12 protein-coding genes and 1 pseudogene are annotated in these 13170 nt (G+C 51.4%); all 13 read right to left on the bottom strand.

Annotated features, from left to right (window positions below):
* Positions 1-14 precede the first annotated feature (14 nt).
* The gene (gene proB / locus DW677_RS09790; protein ID WP_015554316.1) at positions 15-860 is read right to left on the bottom strand and encodes a glutamate 5-kinase; all 846 of its coding nucleotides are present in this window, start codon (positions 858-860) and stop codon (positions 15-17) included.
* A gap of 66 nt (positions 861-926) precedes the next feature.
* The gene (locus DW677_RS09785) at positions 927-2534 is read right to left on the bottom strand and encodes an FAD-dependent oxidoreductase (RefSeq protein WP_015554315.1); all 1608 of its coding nucleotides are present in this window, start codon (positions 2532-2534) and stop codon (positions 927-929) included.
* On the bottom strand, positions 2446-3882 hold the full coding sequence (locus DW677_RS09780) for an NAD(P)/FAD-dependent oxidoreductase (RefSeq protein ID WP_117567073.1): 1437 nt from the start codon (positions 3880-3882) through the stop codon (positions 2446-2448). The genes DW677_RS09785 and DW677_RS09780 overlap by 89 nt, the downstream gene beginning before the upstream one ends.
* A gap of 252 nt (positions 3883-4134) precedes the next feature.
* Entirely contained in the window at positions 4135-4545 is a 411-nt protein-coding gene (locus tag DW677_RS09775) for a hypothetical protein (protein WP_015554313.1), read from the bottom strand.
* Positions 4546-4667: 122 nt separating this feature from the next.
* On the bottom strand, positions 4668-6332 hold the full coding sequence (locus tag DW677_RS09770; protein WP_117471767.1) for a polysaccharide biosynthesis protein: 1665 nt from the start codon (positions 6330-6332) through the stop codon (positions 4668-4670).
* On the bottom strand, positions 6322-7452 hold the full coding sequence (locus tag DW677_RS09765; protein ID WP_117469484.1) for a DUF3048 domain-containing protein: 1131 nt from the start codon (positions 7450-7452) through the stop codon (positions 6322-6324). The genes DW677_RS09770 and DW677_RS09765 overlap by 11 nt, the downstream gene beginning before the upstream one ends.
* Complete coding sequence (gene ybeY, locus DW677_RS09760) at positions 7449-7946, bottom strand: rRNA maturation RNase YbeY (protein WP_021904350.1); 498 nt, start codon at positions 7944-7946, stop codon at positions 7449-7451. The genes DW677_RS09765 and ybeY overlap by 4 nt, the downstream gene beginning before the upstream one ends.
* On the bottom strand, positions 7943-8965 hold the full coding sequence (locus DW677_RS09755) for a PhoH family protein (RefSeq protein ID WP_117567071.1): 1023 nt from the start codon (positions 8963-8965) through the stop codon (positions 7943-7945). Before DW677_RS09755 ends, ybeY begins: the two co-directional genes overlap by 4 nt.
* Entirely contained in the window at positions 8952-10277 is a 1326-nt protein-coding gene (locus tag DW677_RS09750) for a sporulation protein YqfD (protein WP_117469483.1), read from the bottom strand. Before DW677_RS09750 ends, DW677_RS09755 begins: the two co-directional genes overlap by 14 nt.
* Positions 10270-10542, bottom strand: coding sequence for a YabP/YqfC family sporulation protein (locus tag DW677_RS09745; protein WP_015554308.1), 273 nt, complete (start codon positions 10540-10542; stop codon positions 10270-10272). Before DW677_RS09745 ends, DW677_RS09750 begins: the two co-directional genes overlap by 8 nt.
* A 189-nt stretch (positions 10543-10731) precedes the next feature.
* Positions 10732-12204 carry a tripartite tricarboxylate transporter permease gene (locus tag DW677_RS09740; protein ID WP_015554307.1) on the bottom strand — a complete coding sequence of 491 codons (1473 nt, stop codon included), beginning with the start codon at positions 12202-12204 and terminating at the stop codon, positions 10732-10734.
* A gap of 16 nt (positions 12205-12220) precedes the next feature.
* Positions 12221-12685: a tripartite tricarboxylate transporter TctB family protein gene (locus DW677_RS09735; protein WP_021904345.1), complete on the bottom strand. Its 465-nt coding sequence runs from the start codon at positions 12683-12685 to the stop codon at positions 12221-12223.
* Positions 12686-12793: 108 nt separating this feature from the next.
* Positions 12794-13120, bottom strand: a pseudogene (locus DW677_RS09730) (tripartite tricarboxylate transporter substrate-binding protein); the annotation flags it as partial.
* Between the last annotated feature and the right edge of the window lie 50 nt (positions 13121-13170).

Genomic DNA, 13170 nt, shown 5'->3' with positions numbered 1-13170 from the left:
TTTCAGAGCCCATATTACGCGTGAATGCTCTGGATATAATCCAACAGCGCAAATTCACTGCTCTTATTCGCTTTAAAGAGCGTTCCGATCTCCTCGCCCTTTAAGATCCGCCACATAACTTCCAGATCGTCCGCGTTGGCGATCACCATGTCGGCTCCGCTCTCCGTCGCGATCTTTGCCGCATGGAGCTTCGTCGCCATTCCACCGGTTCCCACGTCACTTCCTGTGGTTCCCTTACCCATAGCCATAAATTCATCGGTAAGATCATCCACCTGGCTGATGAACTTCGCGTCCGGGTTTTTCTTCGGATCGTCGGTGTAGAGGCCGTCGATATCGGAGAGAAGGAATAGCAGGTCGCCTTCCACGAGGGCTGCAACGATGGCAGACAGTCTGTCGTTATCACCGAATTTAATTTCATATGTAGATACGGTATCGTTCTCATTTACGATCGGCACCGTTCCGAGCTTTAAAAGTTCATTGAACGTGTTCTTCGCGTTCGTGCGGGAGGTATCATCCAGGATCGTCGCCTTTGTGATCAGGATCTGTGCCGCAGTCTGGTTGTACTCGGAGAAAAGCTTCTGGTACACCATCATGAGACGTGCCTGGCCCACAGCTGCGTATGCCTGTTTCTCGGCAACCGTCTCCGGTTTCTTTCCGCCGAGAGTCTGGCGTCCTGTGGCGATGGCACCGGAGGAAACAAGGATCACTTCTTTTCCCATGCCTCTCATGTCACTGATGATGCGGACAAGCTTCTCGATCTTTGCAAGATTCAGATCGCCTGTCTCCGCGTGTGTCAGTGAAGAAGATCCGATCTTGATCACGATTCTCTTTTTATCTTTTAATAATTCTCTCTCTGTCATATGAAAAGTCTCCTTTCAGCGGAATCCTCAGTGCTATTTAACGCACTGCTGACTGTTTACGTTTGACTACCTGACCGCCGCATATCGCTTTATGATCTCTTCCGCAACCTTCAGGCCGTCCATGGCCGCCGATGTGATCCCCCCGGCGTACCCGGCTCCCTCGCCGCATGGATAAAGCCCTTTCAAACTGCTCTGAAGGCTCTCATCGCGGCAGATCCTGAGCGGTGATGACGTACGGCTCTCGATTCCCGCAAGGACAGCATCGGCACGGTCAAACCCTTTGATCCGTCTTCCGAACTGTTCCATTCCTTCCAGAAACGCTCCGTTTAAGGCCTCTGGCATCAGCTCCCGCAAGTTCGCGAAGGAGAAACCTCCGCAAAACACAGGATTTACGTCTCCCAGGGCCACCGTCGGTCGGTTCGCGGCGAAATCGCCGTAGAGCTGGATCGGGATCTTTCCTCCGCCGAGGGCGAACGCACGCTCTTCCAGGCTTCTCTGGAACGCGATGCCGCCCAAAGGTCCTGCTTCCGGGAAATCCGCCGGGGTGATGGCCACAATCAGGGCACTGTTCGCGATACCGCTGTCTCTCTTAAAATTGCTCATTCCATTGACAGCGAGATGTCCCTTTTCTGAGGACGCGTTCACCACCATTCCGCCCGGGCACATGCAGAATGAATACACACCGCGGCCACTGGTGGTCTTTGCCGTCACTTTATAGGGCGCCGCTCCGAGCTTTCCAGCGTCCTCCATTCCATACTGGTTCTTATTGATCTGCGCCTGGGGGTGCTGGATCCGGAGTCCCACCGCGAACGGCTTCGGTTCCATAAAGACCTTCATCCGATCAAGCTCCGCGAACAGGTCTCTCGCACTGTGTCCTACGGACAGGATCACATGATCTGTCTCAATCACAGCGCCATCTGCAGTCATCACGCCGGTGACTCTTCCATTCTCTTCCAGAATTTTCGTGACTTCCGTCCGGAAATGCACCTCTCCGCCGCCGGCGATGATCCGGTTTCTTATATTTTTAACCACACCCCGCAGCACATCTGTTCCGATATGTGGGGCATGGTCGTAAAGGATCGAAGGATCGGCTCCCATCTCCACAAACGTGGAGAGAACTTTCCCGTTTCTTCCCGAGGTATCCTTTACCAGTGTATTTAACTTTCCGTCGGAGAATGTTCCGGCTCCGCCCTCTCCGAACTGGACGTTGGATCGGATATCCAGGGCCTCATCCCCGTTCTTCCAGAAATCTTCTACTCTTTTCGTCCTCTCCTCCACGGCATCTCCCTGCTCCAAAAGGATCGGAGCGCAGCCGTTCTCGGAGAGTGCCAGGGCCGCGAACATTCCGGCAGGACCGGCGCCGATGATCACCGGGCGCTTTTTCATTTCCGCAGTTCCGTGCTCCGGGTACGCATATGGACGGAAGCCTTCGGCCCGGATGTTCTGGTTCGCCGCCTTTTTGATGACAGTACCTTCTCTTTTACTGTTCGCGAGCATCACATCTACAATATAGCTGAATAACAGCTGCGGCTTCTTTCTCGCGTCGATGGATCTATGGACGATCCTGATCTCCCCGATCGCCGATTCATCGACTTTTAGAAGCTTTGCCGCCTTTTTCTTTATGGCCTCTTCCCCGTGGTCCACGGGAAGTGTGAGCTGATTGATCCGGATCATATGTATGTTTTTTCCTTTCCTGTTTTCCCTGGGTCCTGTTTCCCTCCGCACCGGAAAACGTCATCGTTTTTCCTGCTGCACGGCTGTTTTTTAAATACCCGGGAACGATTCCTGCTGCCACATGGCATCCGGCTGCGTACCCGGAGGACCATGCCCACTGTAAATTATATCCGCCGCAGATTCCATCTACATCCAGGAGCTCCCCGACTATATAAAGGCCGGGAACACGTTTCGACTGCATGGTCTCCACTTCTATCTCTGCCGTGTCGACACCACCGGTGCAGATCTGGGCCTGTTCAAAGGAATTTGTCTCCTTCACCGGGATCTTAAATTCCCGGATCGTGGCACCCAGACGTTCCAGCTCCTCCGATGTCAGAAGACCCGCTTTTTTGTCCGTCTGGATCTTCGCCGCCTTCAAAAGCACCGACGCTAATTTCTTATTAAAAATACCGCTTAAAAAGTCCTCCGCCGTTTCCCCGGAAAGGACTTCCCGCTGTTCTCTCAAGAGATACCGGACCTTCGTCTCATCAAGATCCGGCAGAAAATTTAAAGATGCCAGAACTTTCTTTTTCTGGTCCAGCAGTTTTGCGGCGTACCGGCTCACCTGAAATACCGGAATGCCGGAGATTCCGTAGTCTGTAATCTGCAGTTCCCCGCGGTCCTTTGCTGCCGTCTTTCCATCCGCCGTCTGGATGCTCACAAGGGCATCCACCCGGACACCGGACGCTTTTGGGAGAAGATCTCCCTCACAGCGGAGCTGTACGAGCGCCGGGAGAGGCTTTATGATCCGGTGTCCGAACTGCTTCGCCAGCTCATAGCCGCTACCGTCGGATCCGGTAGCCTTTGCTGCCTTCGATCCACAGGCGAGGATCAGGAAATCCCCTGTGAAGGTTCCCAGATTCGTTGTGACCTCAAAGTGTTCTTTTTTTCTTCCCGCCTTTTCCACTTCGCACCCGGTGACGATCTTAACGCCGGCTCTTTTCGCACCCCTTAAAAGTGCATCCAGAACCGTCTGCGCCTGACCGGACATAGGGTAGATATATCCGCCGCGGTCCATGGTCAGGACTCCGAGATTCCGAAAGAACGCGACTGCTGCCTTCGGCGGGAAATTTCGGATCGCAGTCCCCCAAAAGCCCTTTTCATCGCTCCGGTAGAAGGACGGATCCATATAGAGGTTCGTCAGATTGCATTTTCCGTTTCCTGTGGACAGGATCTTCTTTCCCGGACGGGCCGTGTGCTCGATTACTGTAACAGCCGCGCCCTGCTCTGCCGCCGTGATCGCAGCCATAAGTCCCGATGCGCCGCCGCCGATAATGATTCCTTTCCGTCCTCTAAAGTTCTCCGCCATTCTTTTTCTCCCTGTCTCCGGTTTCTCCTGTGATCTGAGACCGATTTCCAGACTTTAAGACTACTGCCCCAGTATCAAACAATTTCGCCAAGTTTTCTCACAGTCAGCGCAGCAAATGCGCAGACCTGCCAGGCAATTACACAATTTTTATACTAGTATATCGACCTGACGCAAAAATTTCAAGTAGTAACTGTTCCGCATCTTACCCATTTCAGGCAAAAAGTACCTCAAATTGACTTTCCGGGCGAAATTTTAACTGCTGTAAGACTCCAGATAACTGAAAATTTCAGCCATTGTCGGAAACCAGATCCCCGTCATCAGCCGCTCCTGCTCCTCCGCCGGGAATTCCGCCAGGGGCATATGGGTGAAGAGGTCTGTGGTCTCCTGTCCTTTATCATAAACGATGAGATAACCTTCCTCCGCCACAAGGAAATACCGTTCCTCATCCTCCGCCACGGTCTGATTTTCAACCTGCTCCATATTCAAGACCACATGGATCTCCTCTTTTGTCTCCTTCGCAAATACCGGTTCCTCCACAGATTCCTGCATCTGTACCTCTTCCGCCCTCTGGGCTTCCTCCCCGACCGTCATGAGAAACAATGTGATCAAGCTCGCGGATGTCAGTAAGAAAAAGAAAAGAAAGCAGGATACATACTTTTTCATAGGAATATTCCTCCTTTGAAAGTATTATCTGCTTTCTTTTCTATTTTTAAACACATAAAAACCAAATTTTTGTCCATGCACTGACAGTCAGCTGTCCCGGTTTATTTCTGTACTTTCCGCCTCTACATCAGATGCAGTTTTCTGAACACTCTCAGGAGCTTCGTTCCGCCCGGCATCGTCTTTAACTCTGCCGCGGACAATGCCCCAAGCTTAATAAGCAGCACGCCATAAACAACTACTGCGATCATCATCGCAAACAACGTAGAAATCGCGTTGCTCTTCACCGCGAGATGCGCGAGCTGGTAGGAACCGAAGGTGAAGATTCCCATCACCGCGGAGGCGATCACCGGAATGATCACCGTTTTCTTCATCTCCTGCCGGTAGCCGAGAAGCTTCCGGATTGATCTCGCGTTCATCAAGACCATGAAGAGCGCGAACAGGATATTCGAGAATACCATGCTGTAGATTCCCATGTGGAATCCGAGAGCCATGATCTCCAGGGCGATCAGGTGAAGCACCAGGGAGATCACCGCGTGGAAGATCGGAAGGCGCATTTTATCGATGCCCTGAAGGATCGCGTTTGTGACCGTGGACACGGAGTAGAATACCACCGCAAGGGAACCGTAAATCGTCATCCGGATCGCCAGGGAATTATCCCCGGAGAACAAAAGGTTGTTTACCGGTCCCGCAAGCACCGTGAGTCCCACCGTAGACGGGATCGCAACGATACAGGAGAACCGGATCGCGGATGCCACGCGCCCTCTCACAAGTTTCTTATCTCCCATAGCCACCGCCCTTGATACGGACGGGATCAGAGAGGAAGAAAGGGCATTTGAGATCGCCATCGGCACGTTGATCAGCAGATGGTATTTTCCTGTATACACACCCCAAATGGAGGCAAACTCATCCCCCTGTCCGAGAGTCTTAAAATTGTACGCAAGGATTCCGTTGTCCAGCACGCTGTTTAAGTTGTAGATCGCGGAGCTCAAGATGACCGGAACTACCGTGAAGAACAGGATTCTTGTGATGTCCCTGTAGCTCTCCAGGATCTCCGTCTGGTCTCTCCTGATCTGGCGCTTTCTCATCTTTGCGCAGGCTGCAAATAAAAACAGCAGGAAGATCAATGCGGTAAACGCGCCCGCACCTGTACCGATGGTGCCGCCGGCAGCGCCCCAGGCGTTGGAATATCCGTCTCCCGTCTGATTCTTTAACACTTCTGTCTTTAACGCCTCGTTAAAGAGGAAGCTTCCCGCCGCAACGCTGACGATGGCGTTTACGATCTGCTCAAAGACCTGGGAAAAGGCGGTGGGCACCATGGTGCCCTGTCCCTGGAAATATCCGCGGAACACGCCGAGATAGGCCATGATCCATACCGTCGGGGCTAATGTCCTTAGCGCGAATGCCGCATAGGGCATAAAAAATACGTCTTTCGCGAAGAAATCAGCACCGAACCAGATCACCGCAGCCGCAAAGGCACCCACGATGGTGGCATAACAGAGCGCCGCGCGTAAGATTCTCGCTGCGTTCCGGTACTGCTTTCCCGCAAGTCTCGCGGAAACCATTTTCGACACAGCGAGGGGCAGGCTGTAGGATGAGAGAAGCAGTGCAATATTGTATACATTAAATGCTGTTCCGTAATATCCCATTCCTTCATCGCCGATGATGTTGATCATCGGAATACGGTAAGCGATTCCGATGATCCTCACGACGATAGATGCCACTGCCAGGATACTTCCCTGGACAACGAAATTGGATTCCTTTTTCTTTTTCTGTCTGTTACTTTCCATAAATCTCAGCTTTACTGTACCTGTCTGCGCCTACAATGCAGATCCAGGTCTTTCCTTTGTTAAGCATGACTTCCTTTCCTTCAGAGTCATAGTAGCGGGTCGGTCCGAAGTCCCCGTCCTTCTTCCAGGACACAGGAACGCACTTTCCGCCTGTAAATACATAACCCGCTCCGCCCTTATGGACATTGATATTGAGGTAATCAGTGCTGGCGTAATGTCCCCACTCCACATACTGGAAAATGACATTATTGACCGCAATCTGCCCGCCGTCGCCGTTGTGCTTTCCGCCGTACTGGAAACGGTGATACTTTCCGTCACTCTCATTGTACTCGAACCACGGATTATTCATCGTGTAGGACGGGTAGAACTTGTACGCGTCCTTCGCGTCGGATTCCGCCGGGACATACGCATTCTTCGAGAACTGGAAATGTCCCGTGTAGGTATCGCTGTAGGAAGTGCGGTAGCCCAGCTGGCCGATGGTCTTATTTAATTTCGCGCCACTTGTATAGGCGTTATGCGGTGCCTTCTTGTCCTTTGTGCGGTAGAACGCATTTCCGCCTGTGCCATCGACACCGTTGATGTTGTCCACATTTTTCAGATACGGAACTGCGAAGGTGCTCTGTCCGTAGTGGGCATAGATCGCATCGTACTCTCTCGCGAAATATGTATAGTAGGTACGGCAGCTTCTGACGGAACCGATCCGCTCGATATCATCATAGTCCTCGAAGATCGCCATGTAGCGGTTCATATCGCCCTCCACCGGCGCCTCGTAGACCACATCTGCCCGGTTGATGCCGTACTGAGGCAGGGATGCCTTATCATTGCTCATCATGACCGCGACAGGCCGTCTGTTGGCCTTCGCCACGTCCACCATCTCACCGGTCAGGTAACTCTGGATCTTTCCGTCGACCTCTTTGCGCTCCTCCGGGCCTTCCGGCTCCGTCTCCGCCTCCGTCGTCGGTTCTGTCTCAAGAACGATGGTCTTCGTCTCTTCCGGCGTCTCTGTGGGCGCCTCCGTTGTCACAGCTGCTTCCTCAGCCTTCTTTCCGCACCCGGAAAGAGCTGCCGCTGCCATCATGATTCCAATACCAATAATAAATGCTCTGCCCCGTTTTCTCATCTCCTGTAACCCCTCCGTTCCAGAATTTCTCTCTGCATGTCCTCCATCTGGATCCGCTCCTCATCCTCCATATGGTCGTAGCCGGATAAATGAAGCATGCTGTGCGCTACTAAGAATGCCAGCTCTCTCGTCTGAGAGTGGCCATACTTCTCAGCCTGCTCTTTCACCTTGTCCACGGAAATTACGATATCCCCCATAAGTAACTCCCCTGTGTCAGGGTCAAAGTATTCCTCCGGTGTTTCTTCAAGATGGGAAAAGTCACCCGGTGTCTCAAAATCGCACATCGGGAACGACAGAACGTCTGTCGGGTTGTCGATCCCGCGCATATCAAGGTTGATCTGGTGGATCCCGGCATTATCCGTAAGGAGGACATTCACCTCCGCGTCATACGGGCATTCTACATAATCCAGGGATTCCTCGATCACGTTTTTAATGATCTCTTCGTACGGAAGATCCAGTTTTTCCTCCGCTTCGTACTCCACTGTCACTGTCATCTCTGTTCCCGTCCTTCCCGGCCGCTTTTTCCATGTTCCGTGTAAGATCTTCTCTCCGGTTTCTCACGGCCTTCATATTCATCATATGCCTTTACGATCTTCTGGACAAGCGGATGTCTTACCACGTCCTCGTTGGAGAATCGGCAGATTCCGATATCGTTGATATTCTTCAGTACCTTAAGCGCCACGTCGAGGCCGGATACCTGGCCTGCAGGCAGATCCTTCTGGGACTGGTCGCCGGTGATGATGACCTTGGAACCGAAACCGATCCTTGTAAGGAACATTTTCATCTGTGCCTGGGTCGTATTCTGGGCCTCATCCAGGATAATAAAGGCGTTATCTAAGGTACGTCCGCGCATGTAGGCGAGAGGCGCCACCTCGATCAGGCCTTTCTCTGAATTGTGAAGATAGCTGTCCGCGCCCATGATCTGGTAGAGGGCGTCGTAAAGTGGGCGCAGGTACGGATCGATCTTGCTCTGAAGGTCGCCCGGAAGGAAGCCTAATTTCTCTCCCGCCTCGATGGCCGGACGTGTCAGGATGATCCTGCCCACCTCTCCATTCTTAAAGGCCTGGATTGCCATGGACATGCCAAGATACGTTTTTCCGGTTCCCGCAGGTCCCACGCCGAACACGATCATCTTTTTCCGGATCAGATCGATATACTGCTTCTGTCCAAGAGTCTTCGGTTTTACCGGTTTTCCATTTATGGTGTGACAGATGATATCGCGGTCCAGGGAAAGCATTTCCGTATCCTTATCGTCAAAGGATAGCGCCAGAGCGTAGTCCACGTTCTGTTCCCCGATCTCCTCGCCGCGCTTCGAGAGCTCCAGAAGTGTCGAAAACACGCTCTTTGCGCGCTTTACTGCGTGATCCGGTCCGATGACCTTGATCTCTCCGTCCCGCGCCACCATGGATACGTGAAGTGTCCGCTCGATTTTTTTCAGATAACTGTCAAACTGTCCGCAGACTTTCCGTTCATGTTCTGCCGGAATGTCTATGATTGTCTCAATGATGCTCATCTACTGTCTGAATCTCCTCCTGATCTTCCGGCATGGGGGATTCTTTCGCGATGTCCTCCACCACCGTCAGTGTTCCATGAATCTTCCAGTGTGATTCACTTCTCTCTATTTTAACATCACTACCAAGGATTTGTATACCTTTTTCGGTGAGATTTTGCATATATTCGTTCAAATACCGGTCAGCAGAATCCGAAACTTCTGATTTTGTGAGGACTTTTTCGTAGGGAATATATTCCCTGGCAGCGAGGATCCCGCCGTAGACCGGAAGGTAAAAATTTTTCGAAAATCTGAGCTGGGATTCTTCCATGAAAAGTTCCCAGCTGCTTTCTTTTTTTAGGTCCGGCATCAGGAAACAGAATTCCGTATCCAGAAATTTAAAGAACACGCCCATGCGTTTCTTTCCTGTTCCCGCACGGATCTCCTCCACAACCGGGATCTTCCATGTAACCGTTCTCGTTGTTTCTGCGTAGACTTCCGCATCCGCATGGACTAAGTTTGTCTTCACAAGTGTCTCGGAATCATCGTAGATCGGAAGCTTCCCCGAGACCAGGATATCCCCGGTTTTCACCTCGTCCCCGGCTTTCACCCTGACAATCCCGTTCCGGACGATGATCTTTGTCACGGTGCCATCTGATCCTGCTGTGAGCTCACAGGGCGCATCTGATCCGGTCTCCGCCTTCAGGATCCCGTCATTTTCCCGCACATGGACTGTAAGCCTTGTGCCGGTCAGTTCTGCGGATACCCAGCCGATCTCCGGGAACGCGTTCCGGATCTGTTTTTCCAGATCCCCACAGGAAATCTCTTTTTTTCTCATCCCACACTGCACCGGAATCGTGTCCATGAAATGCAGCAGCATCTCATCCGTAAAACGATGATTTCCATCAAAGGAAATGTCCCACACATAAAAAGATGAAAGATAGATCAGCAGAAAAAAGGCTGCCAGACCTCCGGCCCAGAGACTTCTGCGGCGGCCCAGGATCAGCCAGAATGGAAAACCGTGCTTTTCCGTGATCCGCAGACGGACATCTGTTTTCCGGGCGATCGGCTTCAGACGTTTAAAGTTTCTCGGTGATATCTCGAAGCAGACAGTTTTCCCCTGTTTCTTGTCCTCTTTTTCCAATTCTTTCTTTTCAACATGGTTATCATATCGATCATGCCGATTGCCGTCATATTCCGCAGCAGGGATCTCTTTTGTCTCGATTTTTTCGATCACGATCCCTCTCTGCGCCGCGATATTAAAAAAGCGCTCCATCCCTCTCCCATCGATCCGGACTTTCACGCTTCCCTCCCACAATTTTTCAAATCTATTCAAACCGGATCACCTCCAGGCGGCCGGATATTTTCATCTCATCTTTATCGTAATAGCAGATCTTTAACTTTTTCCCGGAGACAGAAAGAATATAGTGCCTGCATTGGATTCTGATCTCCGTATCCGTGTATACAAGAATGCTCCTGTAATTTTCAATATGTACCGCCCGTGTCCCGATGAGCGTCAAAAGCGTCTCCCCGCCCAATGCGTCCGCAAACACCCCGGCGGAGTCCGTCCGGGTAACATCATCGTTTTTCTGCCCTCTCATGTCTTACTCCGCCGAATTATGCCTTGCAAAATCTTATGCGCCATGTCTTTCCATTATTCTTTCCTGCCTTCTGTCAACCGGCATCCTTTCGCCATATACAGGAAATTCCTCAAAATTTTCTATTACAAAAGCCGCCCCTCTCCCCGGCACAAAACCGGAGAGCAGACGCGGCTTAAAAATTCACAATTTTTAATTTGTTTTCTTCTTTAACTGTCCGCGGATCGCACCAAACAGTGTGAACGCGATCAGGGCAAGAAAGAACCAGCAGATCGGGGTGTTGAAGAATACGACCGGGTTACCGCTGGACTTTAACAGTGCGGTACGGAAATTCTTCTCAGCCATCGGCCCTAAGATCAGGCCGAGGATCGCCGGGCTTGTCGGGATCTTTACTTTACCCATGAGCCAGCCGATCACGCCTGCAATCAACATCGTTCCCACATCGTAGAAGTTACTTCTCATCGCGTAGCTTCCTACGACGCAGAGGATGAAAATGACCGGTGTAAGGATCGTCTTCGGAACGCTCAATACCTTTGTGAAAAGGCGGATGCAGGAGAATCCGAGGAGTACCATGATGGTGTTTGCCACAAACATTCCAAGGAAGATCGTATAAACGAGGACCTTGTTTGTCTTAAAGAGCATCGGTCCCGGGGTAAGACCCTGGATCGTCAACGCACCGATCATGATAGCTGCTACGGCATCACCCGGAACACCGAGTGTCAGCATCGGGATCATGGCACCACCGGTTACACCGTTGTTACCACCCTCAGAAGCAGCTACTGCCTCCGGGCTTCCTTTACCGAACTGTTCCGGATGTTTGGACATGCCGCGGGCAGTGTTGTATCCAACGAAGGATCCGATATCGGCACCGGCACCAGGGATGATACCGATCATGGTTCCGATGAGGCCCGTAACCGGAGCAACACGAAGGATCGTCTTCACATCCTCCTTTGTCGGAAGAAGTCTTGTTACGCTCGCATCGATCTCATCCGTGCTGTAGATATCCTCAATGGTCTCGAAAGCCTGGCTCATCGCGAAGAGGCCGATCATGACCGGAATGTACTGGATACCGGAGAGAAGGTTTGCGTTGTCTGTGAAACGGATGTAGCTTGTTACGCTGTCGATACCGACAGTAGCTGTTAAGATTCCTAAGAATCCGCAGATCAGGCCCTTTGCCATATTCTCGCCGGAGATGTTGGCAATGATACAGAGTCCGAATACCGCGAGTAAGAAGAACTCAGCAGAGCTGAACTTTAATGCAAGCTTCGCAAGCTGCGGGCTGATGAGCCATAAGCAGAGAACGCTGACAACACCGCCCACATAACTGGAAAGTGTTGCGATACCGAGTGCACGTCCTGCCTCACCGCGCTTGGAGAACTGATATCCATCAATAGCGGTTGCAGCAGAGGCCGGTGTACCCGGTGTATGTAAAAGGATCGCGGAAATAGATCCGCCATAGATTGCTCCCACGTAAATTCCAAGTAACATGAGGATACCTGCTGTGGCATCCATACCGAATGTAAGCGGCAGAAGAAGGGCTACACCCATAGTTGCGGTAAGTCCCGGCAGTGCTCCGATACAGATTCCGGCTGCTACGCCTGCGATCATGTAGAACAGTACCATGGGGCTGAACGCGCTCTGAAATACTTCTAAAAAGAAACTCATTCTGCTACCCCTTTCTTTAAATGCTGAACATACCGAAGTCGATCGGCACATTCAGGAAGTTCTTGAAAACAAAGTAAATTGCCAGGACTACGATCACGGAGATCAGTGCGTTTTTCCAGAAAGCGCCTTTATGGAACCACTGGCAGAACGCGAACAGCATGATCACTGACGGGATGATAAATCCAAGTGTAGATAATACCAGCATGTATACAAGCAGGATCGCCATGGAAATGTATACACGTTTTGTACCCGGTGTCCACATCGGAAGCTCCGGGAACTGGTCTTTTTTCATCATCAGGGTAACGACGATAAGGCCTACGGAACAGATCAGAAGAAGTGCTGCGATGATGCCCGGCCAGAGTCCCGGACCCGGAACGCCTGTACCGTAAGCTTCTGCTCTCGGATAGCCAAGACAGGTAACGATCACATAAACAGCTAAAGCTGCGCAGATCAGACCTGCGATAATATTTCCTTTTCTCATATTGAAACTCCATTCTAAAACAACTGTCTCACAGAGGTCTCCCTGGGGAAAGCCCTCGCAGACAAAACCGGGGAGTGGGTTTCCCACTCCCCGTTAAGTCAGTTTACATTACTGTACTTTCAGACCAAGATCTGTAACCAGAGCTGTGTATGTCTCAAGGTCAGATTTGATACGCTCCTCAAATGTAGCGCCGTCAAGAACGTCGATCACGTTGTTGGACTTGTTCATGAAGTCAACGAATGCGTCAGACTGTGCTGCCTGAGAGAAGATCTCATAGAGCTGGTCAACAACCTCGTCCGGAGTATCCTTCGGAACACCAAGACCTCTCCATGTACCAAGAACTACATCGTAACCAGCTTCCTGGCATGTCGGAACGTCCGGAATGGAATCAAGACGTTTGTCGTTCATAACTGCAAGAACCTTTAAATCGCCGGACTCAACGTATGAAGTGCTATACTAACGTTGTAACAGTAGTGGCTAATAAG

The organism is Clostridium sp. AM25-23AC (assembly GCF_003435125.1).
Classification (GTDB): Bacteria; Bacillota; Clostridia; order Lachnospirales; family Lachnospiraceae; genus Pilosibacter; species Pilosibacter fragilis.
The sequence above is the reverse complement of the archived record's forward strand: the minus strand, read 5'-3'. Positions and strand labels throughout refer to the sequence as shown.